Consider the following 16124-nt stretch of genomic DNA (forward strand, 5'->3'; position numbering starts at 1 on the left):
ATTATTCTGTAATATCCCCAGGGTTTTCTGTTGAAGTGTATTCTCCACTTTTAGTACCATAGTTGTAACCATCTTGGTAATTAATAGTGCTAGAGTCGTTATAAAGTGTCAATTCCGAGAATTCAAATCGCATCACATATTTGTATGCATAGGTGTTTGTAACTGGACTTGCTGGTGTAATAGGAGTAATATCATCTTTGTCAAGATAGTCTACTATAGTATTTACATTGGTGTCCGCAGTTTCAGATTCTTCAATAGAAGGTATTCCATCGTTATCATCATCCGTATCAAGGTAATTTGGTATTCCGTCACCATCAGTATCTACAGTTTGTGGATCTCCAGTAGATGTTGGAGGTAGGTTTGCTATTTGAATGTCTTCATTAATGGTTAGCTTGTTGTCACCATCATCATCAATATCAATATAATCCGGGTAGCCATCTCCATCTGTGTCTAATAACTCTCCTGTGTTTGGATCGATTACTTTTTCTATTTCTGAGGGCACACCATCATTATCATCCAACGTAATGGTGTTTGTTAGGTAAAGATCTCCCTCACCAAACCATTCTTCGGTCACAATAGGTGTAGATTGTGGAATTTCAACACAAAAATAGCTTGAAGTGATGCTTTCATCAAAGATCTTATAATACATGGTATTATTGGTTCCAGGCTCTATTCTAACAGGTACACTATCTAAGGGTGTTTTAAAGAAAACGTCGTCTGTATTATCAATGTTCAATTGAAGAATCAAAGATTCTGTACCACTTGAAGTAATTTTGTTCAATACGGTGTTTCCACAATTGTTAATTGTTAAGCCGTCAAAATCAAAAGATGGAACATTAAAATCACCATCATCGCAAGCTAATAAAAGGCTTAGAATCGCCAGAAAACCGTATTTTTTCATTATATCAAATGTATAAAACAAATGTAGGGGTTTTAAAGAGAATGTAAAAAGTGTTTTTTGTTAATTTTAATTGACATACATTTGTTATTAAAGAAAATACAGTGCTTATAACCCCAATTAAATGAGAAAAGTTTATTTAGATAATGCTGCTACAACACCTGTTTTTGAGGAGGTTATTGAGCGTATGTCTGCTTCAATGAGAGAGAATTTTGGTAATCCTTCCTCAACCCATCAATTTGGGAGAACAGCAAAGTCTTTAATAGAAACAAACCGTAAGAATATAGCACATCATTTAAATGTAAATTCAAGTGAAATTATCTTTACTTCAGGAGGGACAGAGGCTAATAATTTAATTTTAAAAAATGCAGTCCTAAATTCAGGAGTAGAGAAAATCATTACTTCTAAATTAGAACATCATGCAGTATTGAAAACTGTGAACGAGCTTTGTTTGACTTATGCTGTTGATGTTGAATATGTAGAAACCTCTAGCGAAGGTATTGTAGACATCGTTTCTTTAAGAAAATTATTGGGAGGCGATGGTAAAAAGACCTTAGTGAGTTTAATGTTTGTGAACAATGAAATCGGAACGATCCTGGAAGTGAAAAAGGTGGCTGGTATTTGTAAAGAATACGAAGCACTATTTCATTCAGATGCCGTTCAAGCAATAGGACATTTTGATATTGATTTATCAGATTTAAAGGTAGATTTTATTTCTGCAAGTGCTCATAAATTCCATGGCCCCAAAGGAGTTGGGTTTGCATACTTTAAAAAAGGTTTTGGTGTAAAACCAATGATTTTTGGTGGTGAACAAGAAAAAGGGGCTAGGGCAGGAACAGAGGCTGTTCATTCTATTTTGGGGATGGATGTGGCACTGCAATCCTGTTTAGAAACCTTAAATAAGGATTTAGAACAATTACAACTAATAAAGAGTTACTGTATTGAAAGTATTAAGAATGAATTGCCATCAATTATTTTTAATGCAGGTTCTGAAAACTTGACAAAAACAAGCATGACAGTTCTAAATATTAGACTTCCGAAGGAAGTACCTTTTTTAATGTTTAATTTAGATTTAAAGGGGATTGCTGTGTCTGGAGGAAGTGCTTGTCAAAGCGGAAGTAACAAGGGATCACATGTATTAGAGGCCTTATTAACCCCAGACGAAGCAACACATACTTCGCTGAGATTGTCTTTTTCGAAATTTACATCTAAAGAGGATATAAATTATTTTGTCGGAACACTAAAAGAATTACTATTGAAAAAGTAATTCTTATGGCGTTAGTCTCCCTTTTAATCTTTTCTCAAATTTTTGTTTAATAGCTGTGATTCGTTTCATTACATCCATAATGTTTGGATCTTTAGTTTCTTTGTAAATTTCATTTAACGAAAGAACTAATTCTTTGGCAGTATGTGAAGCTTTGATACGTTCATCTCTTGATTTAAATGTAGATACATTTTCTTCAAATTCTAAAGCTCTATCTAGTAATTCCATAGGTTTCTCTGAATGTTTAATTTCTGTTATTTGGGCAATATAATAAAATAGTTTGATTTTGAACGTTTATTGATAAAAAAATAAATAAATACTTTTATTGTTGATTTTTTAAACAAAGCTTCAAAATGGAACTGTTTTTTTTATTCTTTCTAGTAAACAGTGTTTTAAATTATTTTTTATCTACCAACACCCTTTTTTCACGATTGGCAATTTCCCATGCTGTATGAAAAACGAGTCTGGTTCGTTTTGTCAATATATCATAATTAATCTTTTCAGGCGTATCTGTTGGTTTATGATAATCTTTGTGAACACCATTGAAATAAAAAATAATTGGGATATTGTTTTTAGCAAAATTATAATGATCTGATCGATAATAAAAACGGTTTGGATCGTTTTCATCATTATATGTATAATCGAGATGTAAGTTTATAAATTCAGAATTTACCTGCTCGGATAAATTATGTAATTCGGTACTTAATTTGTCTGATCCAATGAGATACACATAGTTACTTTTCCCTATGTGAGCATCATCAACGCGTCCGATCATATCAATATTTAAATTAGCGATATGGTTTTTCAAAGGGAATAAGGGGTTTTTCACATACCATTTAGAGCCATATAAACCTTTTTCTTCCGCTGTTAAATGAAGGAATAGAATGGATCTTTTTGGCCCATTGCCTTCATTTTTTGCTTGTTTAAAGGCTTGAGCAATTTCTAAGACAGCAACGGTACCTGAGGCATCATCGTCTGCACCATTAAAAATATCTACTGCGTTGGTTCCAAGGTGATCATAATGTGCTGAAATAACAATAATTTCATCCGGCTTGGTAGTACCTTCAATAAACGCCACAACGTTTTCTGAAGCTTTAACTCCACCCGGTAAAAAATCTTTCGGAATTTTCTGAAAATAATTATCTTCCGAAATCGGACTAGGTATACCGTAATTTTGATATTGTTTTTTTAAAAAGTCGGCTGCTATTTTTTGTCCTTTTTCACCTGTTTCTCGTCCTTCATAATCGTCGGAGGCAAAGGTGTATAGGTTTGTTTTTAGTTCATTTAGAGTAATCGTGTTAGCATATTTCACCACGGATTTGTCGTTAGATGCTTCCTTGGTAGTAGTGCAAGAGAAAAGTAAAAAGTTCAGAATTACTGATAAAAATATGTGCTTCATTCTATAAGGTTGTCTTTGATATCTTATAAAAATACTTATTTTTTTAAAGTAAATTGTTTTAAATCTGGATTAAAAATAATTTGATTTGCCGGAAATAAATTTTCTAAATCTTTTGATTCTATTAGTGAGTCTGTTGTCCCTGTAACAAAATTGTTTTCTGTCATTAACCAAAGTTCATCTGCAAGTGGAAGGGCTAAATTGACTTCATGTGTTGAAAGAATAATAGTTTTTTTAGTTTTGTGAACAAGTTCTTGTAGTAGTTTAAAAACCTCAATTTTGTGATGTAGGTCTAAATGAGCAGTTGGTTCATCTAGTATGATTATATCTGTATCTTGTGCCAAAGCACGTGCAATCATAACTTTTTGTAATTGACCATCACTAAGTTCATAATTTTTTTTGTTACAAATGTGTGAAATATTAACCCATTCAATAGCCTGTTCTATTTTCGTGATATCTTTCGGAGAGAGTTTGCCTAGCCAATTGGTATATGGTTGTCTGCCAAGAGCAATTAAATCATAAACAGATAGCTGACTTTCAGGTATTTTTTCAGTGAGTACCAAACTCATTTTTCTAGCAAAAGTCGATGGAGATATTCTAAGTAAGTTTTGATTATCTATATATACTTCACCATGTAGCTTATGTTGGGTGTTAGATAGTGTTCTTAACAAGGTGGATTTTCCAATACCATTTTTTCCTAATAAACAAACTAATTTTTCTTTTTCTAGTTCAATATTAAGGTTTTTTGCAACAAAGTTAGTTCCATTTTTGTCGCAATACCCAATGGTTAAATTTTCGGTTTTTAATATGATATGTTTCTTTTTAGCATCCATCATATCATAGATTTTTGTTTTCGGATCAATAACCAAATCACAATTGGAGCTCCAAAGAGTGATGTGATTGCATTAATTGGTAGGGTATATTCACTATTCGGAACTTGTGCAATGGTATCACATATAAGCATGAGTATAGCACCAGTAAATGCAACAGACGGTATTAAAACCTTATGGTCTGAGGTGTCAAATATTAATTTGGTAAGATGTGGTACAGCCAATCCAATAAAGGCAATAGGACCAGAAAAAGCAGTAATAACTCCTGTCATTAAACTCGTAACAATCAAAACTAAATTTCTTGTTTTTTTTAGATCTATTCCCAGGCTAATGGCATAATTCTCACCTAATAATAATCCGTTTAAGGGTTTGATACTTTTAAGTAAAAACAAAACACTCAAAGCTAATACTCCTGCAAAAACACCTAATTCTTGCCAACTTAAATTGCCTAAACTTCCAAAGCTCCAAAAGATAAATTGTTGCAAAGACTCTGCAGAGCTGAAATAACTTAATACGTTAATAATGGCAGCACTAATACTTCCGAACATAAGACCAATGATAAGTATCGACATAGTATTTCGTATTTTTTTTATCGCAATTAAAACAACGGAAAGTACCAAAAAAGAGCCGAGACTTGAGGCAATAGTTACAGTATAACTCGATGGTGAAAAAGCACCAAGAAAACTTCCTAAAAAAGTTGAACCTAAAATTAAAGTCGCAACCCCTAAACTAGCTCCAGAACTGATTCCTAGGACAAAAGGACCTGCCAAGGGGTTTCTAAATAAAGTTTGCATTAAAAGTCCGCTGATTCCAAGACCAGAACCTACAAGCATTGCTGTTAAGGATTTTGGAATACGGAAATTCCAGATAATATAATTCCAACTCTCTTTACTTTCAGAATTTCCAAAAATAATATGAAACAAGTCCAGCATAGGTATCTTAACAGATCCTAAACTAATATTGATCAACCAAGTTGTTATGAGAAGGACGCCTAAAAGGACTGCCTGTTTTTTATATGTTTTTTGAGTTATCAAAAAATTATAGTGTGTTTAAAAAAGAAATAAGTTTTGAAACGGCAAGGCCTCTATGACTTATTTTTCCTTTTTCTTCCATGGTCATTTCGGCAAAGGAAATGTCGTATCCATTGGGTTTGAAAATTGGATCGTAACCAAAACCGTCTGTTCCGGATTTTTTTTCAAGAATTTCTCCCTCACACACACCCTGAAATATATGTTGTTTACCTTCTAGGTTTAATACAATAACAGTTCTGAATTTAGCTTTTCTATTCGTTTCACCTTCAAGAGCAGATAATAGTTTGTCCATGTTTTTAGTAGCATCAGCCTTTTCCCCTGCATACCTTGCAGAGTATACTCCTGGGGCACCATCTAACGCTTCAACTTCAAGTCCGGTATCATCGGCAAAACAATTGAGGTCAAAGTTTTTGGTAACATAATTCGCCTTTAATTTTGCATTGCCTTCAAGCGTATCTTCTGTTTCTTCAATTTCATCGTAGCACTGGATACTTTCCAGAGATAATAATTCAATGGTTGGCACTAAAGCAGCAACTTCTCTCGTTTTGTTTTGGTTATGGGTAGCAAAAACAATTTTCATATCGTATTCTTTTGTTAAGCAAATATACTTTTGATTTATCAATTATTACGGAAGAAATTTATTTTGTTTGGGTAGGGTTTTTAAAAGGTCAGTTGTTTTAATAGTAGAACCCTAATAATTTTATTAAATTTAGATATTATGAAATTAACTACTAAACTATTTAGACTGATTAAATTAATGATGATGAGCTTACTTGTTTTGTTTTTTGTAAGCTGTGCAACAAATACTCAAACTGTTGTTGAAGAGGAAGAGCTTATTGATGATACTGAGAATGTAGAAGAAGTGGAAGAGCCTGAAGAGGAAAATAATGAAGAGGAGGAACCAGAAAACACCAATTATGATATTACACCGATATTGACTTTGTTTGATAATGTGGAAGCGATTAATTATTCTGTATCTAACGGAACGGTAACATTTACAACGACTAATTTGCCAGATCATAAATCTCCTTATTATGCAGATACGGAATGGGCAAATGAAAAATATGCTGATTACAGTGGAACGAATTCTAGTTTTCGTTTGAATCCAAACAGAATAGGTGAGCAGAACATTACATTTACGATAACTTTGAATCCAGAAGAAGCTACAAATAAAGAGGCTACTGAGATGGGACCTATGGGGATTTCAAGAAATGGAGTTGTATTTTTTAATCAATATGCTGCTGGGTTTTCAGCTTTGGATAATGAGATAGATTCATTTGATCAGTATCTTGGTCACCCTGCAGGAAATGGTGCGTATCATTATCATATTGAGCCAGCGTATTTAACGGAACAATTTGGAGATGAAGCCTTTTTAGGTTTGTTGGCGGATGGTTTTCCTGTATATGGACCTGTTGAGAATGGGCAAATAGTATCAAGTTCAGATTTAGATGATTATCATGGTCATTATTCTGCAACAGAAGAATTTCCTAATGGAATCTATCATTATCATATATCTGCGGATGCACCATATATTAATGGAGATGGTTTTTATGGTACTCCTGGATCAATATCTAGATAATGAAAAAATTAATCCTACTTATCTTTGGCGTGTTAGTTATAACATCTTGTAGTAAAGTACCCCTTAGTTTGGAGTTAGGCGCTAAAGATTTGTCTTTTGAAAAAGGGCTGTTGTTGTATAAGGGAGATTTCTTTACAGGTAAATTATATTCCTTTTATCCAAAAACCAAACAGCTTAAAACTGAAAAATATTATATGGATGGCAAACTTCATGGTATTGAGAAGCAATGGTATTTATCAGGGAAAATAGCTTCGGAACGCTACTATACCAATGGATATAAAACAGGGAAACATGTTGGATACTGGCCGAATGAACAAATAAAATTTGAATATTATTTTAATGCCCTTGGTCAGCACCATGGGGAAGCAAATGAATGGTTTTCAAATGGAGTACCCATGCGATATTTTCATTATGAAAATGGAAAAGAAGAGGGGAGTCAAAAAATGTTTAAACCCAATGGGACACTAAGGTCTAATTATGTTGTTGTAAACGGTGAGCGATTTGGGTTAATAGGGTTAAAAAAATGTGATGCTGTATCTACATTATAAAAGAATCCCAAACAGAACAATGCAAAGTTAAGAGCTCTTAATTGATTAAATAATTTTTTACTTATACGACTTATGAAGTACTTTATAATAGCCTCTCTTTTTACTCTATTATTTTTATCATGTAAGAAGTCAGAAAAAAAAGTAGAAAAAAGGGAACATTCAGTTCAAACATTGCCTTTTTTTAATTCTGGTGATTTCACACCGGAATGGATAAGTAAAGATTCTAAAGATTATGAAAAGATTCATAAAATTCCAGATTTTTCTTTTACCAATCAAAATGGCATAACAGTTACTAATAAAGATTATCTAGGGAAAATCTATGTGGCTGATTTTTTCTTTACTACATGCACAGGAATCTGTAGGAGTTTGAGTTTAAATATGAAGTTATTACAGGATGAATTTAAAAATGATCTGGATGTTTTGTTGCTTTCACATTCTGTAACCCCTGCAATAGACTCGGTGCCAGTGTTAAAAAAATATGCGGATAATTATGGGGTGAATTCTAAGAAATGGAATTTGGTAACTGGGGAGAAAGAAGCTATTTACGAATTAGCAAGGACAGCATATTTTTCCGATGAAGATTTTGTAAAAACAAAAGAAGCGAGCGAATTTATTCATACTGAAAATTTTCTTTTGATAGATAAACAAGGTAGAATAAGAGGCGTTTATAACGGTACATTAAAACTAGCAACAAAACGATTAATCAAGCATATTGAGATGTTGAAGAATGAAGAGTAATTTTGTATATTTACCTTCCTAATTTTTAGGGAAATATAATTGACTCTCTTTAACACTATCTGCTTACCTTGAAGAATAAAAAAATAAAAATTGTTTCAGGCGTTATTTTAGTTTTTATAACGCTAGTTTTGTGGTTGTTACCCGTAGTTGCAAAAAGCTTAGTTGAAAAAAACGGAAAAGAATGGGTTGGTAGAAAGATAACTGTAGAGGATATAGATATCAATCTTTTTACTGGAACTATTAAGGTTTTTGATTTTGATTTATACGAATCCGATGACCTATCGAGTTTTGTATCCTTTGATACTCTTGTTTTAAATGCCAGACCTTATCATTATTTTACCTCAAAGATAACACTGCAACAATTTTACGTTAAAAATTTAGCAACAAATGTGATCAAAGAAAATGATTCTACGTTTAATTTTGACAGTTTGATTGCATTTTATGATACGCCGAATGATTCCCTTGTAGAGGAAGAAGAAGTATTGGATTCCACAGAGGTGTTTAAATTTAGCTTGTCCGATATTGAATTTTTAAATGCAGAAATATCTTTTAAAGATAAGGTGATTGATGAAGAATTTATTTTTGATGAGTTGGATTTAATTATTCCAAATATAGAGTGGAATCAAGTAGATGAAAGTAATGCTGATCTTGAATTTAAATTTAGAGATGGAGGTAGGTTTTATTCCTCCACAAATTTTGATCCCATAGACGGTGGGTTTAGTGCAAACATTGGATTAGAGGATTTAGATTTATCTGCCTATACAAAGTACTTACAAGATTTCTTATTGTTAGAATCTGCGAATGGTTTACTTTCTACAAACTTAAACTTCATAGGGAATACTAATTATTTAGACACTCTAGCAATAGATGGTTTTGTGCGTCTTAATGATTTTAAGATAAATGATACCTTGAAGAAACCAATATTAATGGCAGAGCAAATTAATTGCGTCTTTGAAAAATTAGAACCCTTAAAAAATAATTTTATCATTGATTCAGTTAAGTTAAAAAGACCATATGTTCGTTTCGATATGTTTCAAACAACAACTAATTTTGAGTCTTTTCTTCGACTTAATGAATCGGTAGACTCTACAGAAGTTGTGGCGGCGGAACTTGAAAATGCAGCTGAAGTAGAGAATGATAGTACACCAGAGTTGTATTATAGATTAAATTCTTTTGAGATTATTGATGGGAAGTTACAGTTTAATGATAAAACTACGTCACAACCATTTCAATACAATTTAACGAGTATAGAGGTAGATCTAGATTCTATGGATAGTAAAACAGAATGGGTAGATATGCAAGCCAAGATGTTACTAAACAAGAGAGGTGTAATGAAGGTAGATGTTAGTTTTAATCCGCTAGATCCTATGGAATTGGAATTGAAATATGTTATTTCAGGGTTTAAATTAAATGACTTGAATATATATTCGATGGATTATATGGGGGTTCCTGTATTGGAAGGGGATATGTATTATAAAACGAATACTAAAATACACAACGGGGAGTTGGATAGTCAAAATAAATTAATTGTTCACAATGCAACTTTAGGAGATAAAAGAGGAGGTTTATATAACTTGCCACTCAAGTTTGCGTTATTTTTATTGAAGGATAAAGATGGTGTTGTGAATTTGGATGTTCCTGTAGGTGGAGATTTAAATGATCCAAGTGTTAGTGTAAACAAAATTGTTTGGTATTCCTTTAAAAACTTATTGGTAAAAACCGTAGCCTCACCTGTTAAGTTTTTAGGCGGGTTGGTAGGAGGAGACCCAAAAGACTTAGAAACTTTTGAGTTTTCTTATTTGGATACCGCTTTAAGTGACGCTCACTTGAAACAACTAGATAAGTTACAGGAACTTGAAAAAAAGAAAGAAGGTTTGCTTATTGATATGTTGTATTTTAATGATGTAGCAATAGAAAAGAAACATATTGCCGTACAACAAATAGGAAATGAATTCAATAAAAAGCATAGTAAAAAGAACTATTTAGAAGATGAAAAAGAGTTTAAACTTTACTTACTAGAGAAAACACAAAAGGATGCGACGGAAGCAACGATTGAAAAAATGTTAGATTCTTCTTTTGTGGAAGGAGCTTGTGTATCTTTAGCAAGTCCTGCTCTAGTGGATTCTTTAGCACAGGTTTATGAAAGTAAGCGTATTGAAGGAATTAGGAAACAACTGCTTGAAAGCGAGACAAAAAATCACATCAAGGTTACAAAAGCGAAAGCAGATGATGCTGAAAATACTGCTAGCAAACCTATTTTTAAAATAGTGTATTCCATAGAGGAGTAATATTTATTTGAGCGAAAAAAATCCCCAATCCTTTTAGGATTGGGGATTTTTTTATTGAATTTCTATATCAGATTTTAGGTAAGTCGTTCGTTTTTGAGGGTCTTTGATGTTTAATACTTTATGCAGAGTCAAACCGTTTATCAATACTTTTGAATCGATTTTTACTTTCGTCCCTGGGTTTGAAGTAAAGGATTGGTTGATATTTATTCCTCGTTTTTTTCCGTTAATAGTATTGTCTTCTGAAATGATTAAATAACCATTTAAATATGTTGAAGAAATTGCATCTCCATCTGCATCAATAGTATTATTTATGATGCGTACATTTCCAGTTCCTTTGGTCTTTTTTATCGCAGGTTCAAATCTCTTTCCTTGACCGTGCCCTACTTTACCTGTTGAGAAAAGCAGAATCCCTGTTTGTTTACTTTTCATGGTGTTACCGATAATTTCAATATTACTACAACGGTCTTCTAGGTGTATCGGTTGAGAATATTTTACATGACTACCACCTTCCAATATATTATTTCTGATGATCACATTTTTAGTATAAGCTAATGCGATATTAAAAGATTCAGTAAGGTTAAATCTATTATTTTCGATAATAATATTTTCATGTTTTTCTAAACTTATTTCTAAGCCATAGGTGGGATCTGGTTCATCTAATAAGGCACCATCAAATGATATTTGGTGGCTACCATTAAAAAATTCACAATGTGAGATTCTGAAACCATCGAGAACGGGACAGTCTCTGGCAACAATACTAAACCAATAATTGAATTTGCAGTTTTCGATTAAAACATTTTTAAATTTTCCTTGAAAGAATAATCCTCTTGCTGAATAATGAACATCTGATTGTAGAAAGTCACAGTTTTTAAATGAAAAATTTTGATAAAGTTTTAAGTCTTGCGAGTTTTTACCTATTTCAATGGCTTTGTAACCTTGCCCTTTTTTTATCGAGATAATCAAGTTTTCTAAATGAAAATTATCCGTGTGAATCGCAAGAATCGAACTATTTGAAGTGTTTTTAAATTTTGATTCTCTTAGTAGACTGAATTTATTTTTTCGTTGTGCTCCTTTTATAGTTAGGTGCTTTGTAATTGCAATTTTAGGGTCTTTATTACTAAAGGTAATATCTAAATCTACAAGAATTTCGTCACCATTCTTGGCTTTAGAGATTGCATTTTTAAATTTGACATAGCTAGTGTTTCCTTTTGTTTTTTTTACCGATATCTCTGTAGCTATGGCTGAAGTACCTGCTAATATGAATGAGATTACGGTTAGGTAGATTTTTATTGTGTGTTTCATGAGTTTTAAATGATTAAAGTATTTGTGTTTTGTATTAGTTATTACTTGGAATGTTGGGTCGGTAAAAATTTCAGTTTGGTATATCCAACTAATAATTCTCCAGAGTTTGTTTTTCCTATCAGTTTTCCCACAAAATTAGTATCTGTCAATCCGTTTCCTGTTGCATTAAATTCAATAATTAAATCTTTACCCTTATTTTTTGTTTTTTTGACTTTACAACCCTTTCCAAAATCTACTACTTCATTCGCTCCAAATCGGATGGTAGAGAGGTCGATATCAGTTTGGGCATCAAAGCCATATTCTGAAAGAATTTTTACTTTTATGGTTTTGGTTTTAGAAGTGATTTTCTTTTTATTTAAGAGTTCCATTCGTCGGTTAAGGACGAGCGGTAAAATAATATTCTTAGAGTTATGGTTGTCTTTTGCTAAATCATCTGCTTTAGGTACATCTATTACAGCTAATGACAAATGAGTCGCACGTCCATAGGAATCTTGTAAAACGTGTGGTCTTTCTAATTTATACCAATGGGTTCTCGTACCATCTACATAAGAAGTGTTATCGGGTGTATAGGCAGTTCCTGAATTAAATTTCCAATGTATTCCATCTGGTGAGCGTAAGTAAATTGCACGGTAGTCCCAGAAAGCATTGATAATCATATGATATTGTACTTCGTCCTTCCATAAAACAGGGTCTTCATAATTCGAATTTCTATATTTTTCAGGTATAATGCTGTTGCCTTTTATTGCTTTTGTAATTACTCTATATGGCCCAAGTGGATTATTGTTTTCACTCATCATCATGGCACCGGCTTTGGTTACAAATAAGAATTTATTGTTAGGTAAGTGAACTCCTGACAAGTTTCTATAAAATCGATAGCTCAGCTCTGGTGTTTCATGTGATGATTCCCAATCAACTTCCATAATGCCCAATCTTTTCCACGGACCATTTATTGTTTTAGAGGAGAATAAAGTAGCCTCCCAGTCAATTAGTGAATAAAGCAAAAAGGAACCATCATTTAGTTTAATGATATCAGGGTTGTGTCCTTTACCATTGTGGTATTCGTAAGTAATATTTTTTTTGATTTTGTAAGGGCCGGTTGGTGTATTTGAAATTACATGAGCAACCGTTGAATTAGGCCATTCCCAATGTCCTTTGGTCGCATTAGCGGGCCATCGGGTTATATTCATATGAAACTTACCATCCTTTCCTTTAACAGGTGTTCCACCCCAGTACGTCCAATCAGAGTCTTCAATTCCGTTATCAGGATCTCTCGGAACGACCCCTTTTGCTCCCCATATATTTTCCTGTAAGGATTTATGAATTGGCATGGGAAGAATTAAATCGCTGAAAGACGTTCCCAGTTTAGAGTTTACAGATGCTTGTATTGGTTTGGAGGCTAAACTTTTGTTTCCGCTATAGTCATAGGCATAAATAACATAGGTATTTGGTACTTCTTTTTTGGGAGTGTAGTCAGTATAATGTGTTTTGGTGAGATCATGCGCAATTTCTCTTAGATGCTCTCCATTGGCATCTCCTCTATAAAGGGCATAGTTTTTTACGTCTATCGAATTGCTTTTAGTCCAGTTTATTTTAATCTCAGTATCAAAAATTTCAGTATTAATATTCTTCGGAGGGGTAGGAGGTATTGTATCTTTTCTAGTAGCATCTATCGTATTAGAAGCAATTTGAGATGTGTCATCTCTGGTTATAACATAGCAATACTTAATACCATTGATAAAGTTGTTGTCAGTAAATTGAAATTCGTTAGTAGTTCCAATCTTTTTGTAACTATTACTTCCGTATATACTACGGTAAATTTTATAGTTTGCCTTTTTATAATCCGTCCAATGGAGTTGAATATCATTTGATGAATTGGTGATTTTTAATTTAGGCCCTTCGAATAAGGGATCTTCTATACTGATATTTACATAATGTAGGTAAACCTTAACCTCTTCACTAGAATAAAAAGTTGCCCTCACAAAAGGCAGTCCATTTTTAGCATCAGTTTCGGTAGCGTGATAAACACCTTTAAAGTGTTCAGTTTTTTTGTCAGAGCCGATGAGTGAAGCTTTCTCTTTTAACATTACTGCATTGTTTCCGAATACTAGTTCAAGGCTAATCGATCCTGAACTTATGTATTCCAAATCTGCACCGAAACTCCAACGGAATTTATCTCCTACTTTTACAGTTTGATATTTTTTATTTCCATTCAATATTTTTGACTCTGCAATACCAATAGGGTTCATGCTAAACATGGTACCTTTATGCAGCCCCATTTTTTCTTTGCCTTCAACTACTGTTGTTTTCCAGAAAGGGGACTGTTGCGCTTTCCTCCAATACCCTTTTATTAACTGAAAATCTCCATCAAATAAATTCTTTTCAGGAGGGTTGTCTCCAAGTAAGACAATCTGTGAATTCACAATATTAGAAAATGTCATACAAATAAATAGATTCAAACAAAACAAGAAATGTCGCATCAATATTTTTTTTGGGTTTATTCAAAGCTACTTAAGAAAAGTAATTATCACGAAGAGATATTGATTTTTGCGTTGTACATATGTTCTTTTTTATTTCTGAAAGGGGTAAAATATGGGTATATATTCATCTTAAATGAAAACGCCTCCAAAACAATAAAGTTTAGGAGGCGTAAATTAGAATTTGTAGTTGGCTCAATCTATTGTAATCAAACTTCCCCACCAATTATTTTTGGGGTCGAAATTTTTATCTAAAAATCCAAGTCTTTGTTTTTCTAATGATTTAAGTTTTTTAGTGGCTATTTTATGTAAATGCTTTTGTTCCATCTCTTCATTGTAATTTGGATCTTTTTCAGGGAAATTAGCGTTAACATTTTTTAAATAGTCAAATAGCTCCTTATCTAATTTATGCGCAATTTGCTCGTTTTGTAAGATTACGTTGTTTTTTTCAGAAATATCGTCCTTTATATTATAAAGTTCTTTTCTTCCGTCTTCGTAATAATGAATAAGTTTCCAATTTCCTTTTCTAATGACTGAGGAAGGTTCTCCTCCTTGGTTTCCATAATGAGGATAGTGCCATATCAGTGGTCTTTCTTCAATTTTTCCTCCCTTTAAAATAGGCAATAGACTTACACCATCTTGGTGTTCTGAGGGACGCAATTTTGCTCCAACCAAATCTAAAATAGTTGGGTAGAAATCTGTTCCGGATACTGGCGTATTACTTAGTTTAACGGTGTTTTTTAGCCAAGGGACTTTTATAAAATAAGGCTCTCTAATTCCTCCTTCAAATTGATACCCCTTACCACCACGCAAGGGAAGATTAGATGTAGAAAAGGAATCTCCAGCCGAAACACCTCCATTATCTGAGGTAAATACTACCAATGTGTTTTGATCCAAACCAAGTTCTTTTAAACCTTGCATTACTCTTCCAACAGCATCATCCATAGATTCTACCAAGCCACCATAGATTGGGTTGTCTTGAACCTGTCTTATCGGCAAGTATTTGGCCATTTTGAAGCCTGTTTCATCAATGCCGTTTTTTTCTGCTTTTTCTCGGTATTTTTTCCATTTTGATTGTGTCGTTTGGATAGCTCCGTGTACTGCATAAAAAGAAAGATAGGCAAAGAATTTTTCGTTTTTATGTGTCTTCATAAAATTTACAGTTTCTTCTGCTAGCCTCATGCTTAGGTTTTCTCCGTCCTTTTTGTTTTCTAAATTAGGATTCTTCCAGGGAGAAAAGTAACCTCCTCTCGGACCACCCGCATCAAAACCACCAATATTAATATCAAAACCATGGTCTTCAGGCCAAGAACCTTTTTCTCCAAGATGCCATTTTCCTGCGAAGAAAGTTGTATAACCTTCTTTTTTTAATGCTTCGGGTAAAGTAATGTCTTTATGTTCTAAATTGTGTTTGTATGCTGCTGGAAGTAATTTAGAATAGCGCTTTTTTTCTCTCCATTTTTCACCAGATCTAGCACCAATCCAGTCGGTGATACCATGTCTTGCTGGGAATTTTCCATTTAAAATACTTGCCCTTGAAGGACTGCATACTTGACAGGTTGCATACCCTTCATTAAAAATAGTTCCTTCTTTAGCTATTTTATCAATGTTCGGAGTTTCATAAAAACTATCATTTCTTAAGCTTAAATCGTTGTAGCCATAATCATCGGCTAGTATAAACAAAACATTCTTTATTTCTGGTTCCTGCTCAACGGGTGCTTGCTTACAACTGTGCAGTAGCGATACAAGTATGGCAATTGTGATTAAGTTTTTCAT

14 protein-coding genes are annotated in these 16124 nt (G+C 33.1%); 5 read left to right on the forward strand and 9 right to left on the reverse strand.

What is annotated here, in order from left to right:
• Position 1 precedes the first annotated feature (1 nt).
• Positions 2-901, reverse strand: coding sequence for a hypothetical protein (locus tag AC2DGP_RS01510; protein ID WP_484491262.1), 900 nt, complete (start codon positions 899-901; stop codon positions 2-4).
• Between the two features lie 121 nt (positions 902-1022).
• On the opposite strand from AC2DGP_RS01510, the gene AC2DGP_RS01515 reads away from it, so the two are divergent.
• Positions 1023-2165, forward strand: a complete 1143-nt coding sequence (locus AC2DGP_RS01515) for a cysteine desulfurase family protein (RefSeq protein WP_484491263.1) — start codon at positions 1023-1025, stop codon at positions 2163-2165.
• Between the two features lie 3 nt (positions 2166-2168).
• On the opposite strand, the gene AC2DGP_RS01520 is transcribed toward AC2DGP_RS01515, so the two are convergent.
• The 5 genes from AC2DGP_RS01520 to AC2DGP_RS01540 all read right to left on the reverse strand — a co-directional run bounded on the left by AC2DGP_RS01520 (position 2169) and on the right by AC2DGP_RS01540 (position 5999).
• A complete protein-coding gene (locus tag AC2DGP_RS01520) occupies positions 2169-2390 on the reverse strand; it encodes a hypothetical protein (protein WP_300324678.1) in 222 nt (73 codons plus the stop codon).
• Positions 2391-2559: 169 nt separating this feature from the next.
• Positions 2560-3561 carry a M28 family metallopeptidase gene (locus tag AC2DGP_RS01525; RefSeq protein WP_484491264.1) on the reverse strand — a complete coding sequence of 334 codons (1002 nt, stop codon included), beginning with the start codon at positions 3559-3561 and terminating at the stop codon, positions 2560-2562.
• A gap of 35 nt (positions 3562-3596) precedes the next feature.
• Positions 3597-4394, reverse strand: coding sequence for an ABC transporter ATP-binding protein (locus AC2DGP_RS01530; RefSeq protein ID WP_484491265.1), 798 nt, complete (start codon positions 4392-4394; stop codon positions 3597-3599).
• Entirely contained in the window at positions 4391-5422 is a 1032-nt protein-coding gene (locus AC2DGP_RS01535; RefSeq protein ID WP_484491266.1) for a FecCD family ABC transporter permease, read from the reverse strand. The genes AC2DGP_RS01530 and AC2DGP_RS01535 overlap by 4 nt, the downstream gene beginning before the upstream one ends.
• Before the next feature lie 4 nt (positions 5423-5426).
• Positions 5427-5999 (reverse strand): non-canonical purine NTP diphosphatase, encoded by a 573-nt coding sequence (locus AC2DGP_RS01540; protein ID WP_484491267.1) that lies wholly within the window; start codon positions 5997-5999, stop codon positions 5427-5429.
• A gap of 138 nt (positions 6000-6137) precedes the next feature.
• On the opposite strand from AC2DGP_RS01540, the gene AC2DGP_RS01545 reads away from it, so the two are divergent.
• The 4 genes from AC2DGP_RS01545 to AC2DGP_RS01560 all read left to right on the forward strand — a co-directional run bounded on the left by AC2DGP_RS01545 (position 6138) and on the right by AC2DGP_RS01560 (position 10572).
• A complete protein-coding gene (locus AC2DGP_RS01545) occupies positions 6138-6998 on the forward strand; it encodes a YHYH protein (RefSeq protein ID WP_484491268.1) in 861 nt (286 codons plus the stop codon).
• Positions 6998-7546 carry a toxin-antitoxin system YwqK family antitoxin gene (locus tag AC2DGP_RS01550; RefSeq protein ID WP_484491269.1) on the forward strand — a complete coding sequence of 183 codons (549 nt, stop codon included), beginning with the start codon at positions 6998-7000 and terminating at the stop codon, positions 7544-7546. The genes AC2DGP_RS01545 and AC2DGP_RS01550 overlap by 1 nt, the downstream gene beginning before the upstream one ends.
• Positions 7547-7618: 72 nt before the next feature.
• Complete coding sequence (locus AC2DGP_RS01555; RefSeq protein ID WP_484491270.1) at positions 7619-8284, forward strand: SCO family protein; 666 nt, start codon at positions 7619-7621, stop codon at positions 8282-8284.
• Positions 8285-8352: 68 nt separating this feature from the next.
• Positions 8353-10572 (forward strand): DUF748 domain-containing protein, encoded by a 2220-nt coding sequence (locus tag AC2DGP_RS01560; RefSeq protein ID WP_484491271.1) that lies wholly within the window; start codon positions 8353-8355, stop codon positions 10570-10572.
• Between the two features lie 51 nt (positions 10573-10623).
• Here the strand turns inward: AC2DGP_RS01560 and AC2DGP_RS01565 are convergent, their stop codons facing one another.
• The 3 genes from AC2DGP_RS01565 to AC2DGP_RS01575 form a co-directional block, all read right to left on the reverse strand.
• Positions 10624-11874: a right-handed parallel beta-helix repeat-containing protein gene (locus AC2DGP_RS01565; protein WP_484491272.1), complete on the reverse strand. Its 1251-nt coding sequence runs from the start codon at positions 11872-11874 to the stop codon at positions 10624-10626.
• A gap of 41 nt (positions 11875-11915) precedes the next feature.
• Positions 11916-14312 (reverse strand): hypothetical protein, encoded by a 2397-nt coding sequence (locus tag AC2DGP_RS01570; protein ID WP_484491273.1) that lies wholly within the window; start codon positions 14310-14312, stop codon positions 11916-11918.
• 231 nt (positions 14313-14543) lie between these two features.
• The gene (locus tag AC2DGP_RS01575; RefSeq protein WP_484491274.1) at positions 14544-16124 is read right to left on the reverse strand and encodes a sulfatase; all 1581 of its coding nucleotides are present in this window, start codon (positions 16122-16124) and stop codon (positions 14544-14546) included.

It is taken from the genome of Flavicella sp. IMCC45537 (assembly GCF_057197705.1).

Coding starts and splice junctions, on each gene's coding strand:
- AC2DGP_RS01510 (WP_484491262.1), bottom strand. CDS start 901: ATGAAAAAATACGGTTTTCTGGCGATTCTAAGCCTTTTATTAGCTTGC.
- AC2DGP_RS01515 (WP_484491263.1), top strand. CDS start 1,023: ATGAGAAAAGTTTATTTAGATAATGCTGCTACAACACCTGTTTTTGAG.
- AC2DGP_RS01520 (WP_300324678.1), bottom strand. CDS start 2,390: ATGGAATTACTAGATAGAGCTTTAGAATTTGAAGAAAATGTATCTACA.
- AC2DGP_RS01525 (WP_484491264.1), bottom strand. CDS start 3,561: ATGAAGCACATATTTTTATCAGTAATTCTGAACTTTTTACTTTTCTCT.
- AC2DGP_RS01530 (WP_484491265.1), bottom strand. CDS start 4,394: ATGATGGATGCTAAAAAGAAACATATCATATTAAAAACCGAAAATTTA.
- AC2DGP_RS01540 (WP_484491267.1), bottom strand. CDS start 5,999: ATGAAAATTGTTTTTGCTACCCATAACCAAAACAAAACGAGAGAAGTT.
- AC2DGP_RS01545 (WP_484491268.1), top strand. CDS start 6,138: ATGAAATTAACTACTAAACTATTTAGACTGATTAAATTAATGATGATG.
- AC2DGP_RS01550 (WP_484491269.1), top strand. CDS start 6,998: ATGAAAAAATTAATCCTACTTATCTTTGGCGTGTTAGTTATAACATCT.
- AC2DGP_RS01555 (WP_484491270.1), top strand. CDS start 7,619: ATGAAGTACTTTATAATAGCCTCTCTTTTTACTCTATTATTTTTATCA.
- AC2DGP_RS01565 (WP_484491272.1), bottom strand. CDS start 11,874: ATGAAACACACAATAAAAATCTACCTAACCGTAATCTCATTCATATTA.
- AC2DGP_RS01570 (WP_484491273.1), bottom strand. CDS start 14,312: ATGACATTTTCTAATATTGTGAATTCACAGATTGTCTTACTTGGAGAC.
- AC2DGP_RS01575 (WP_484491274.1), bottom strand. CDS start 16,124: ATGAAAAACTTAATCACAATTGCCATACTTGTATCGCTACTGCACAGT.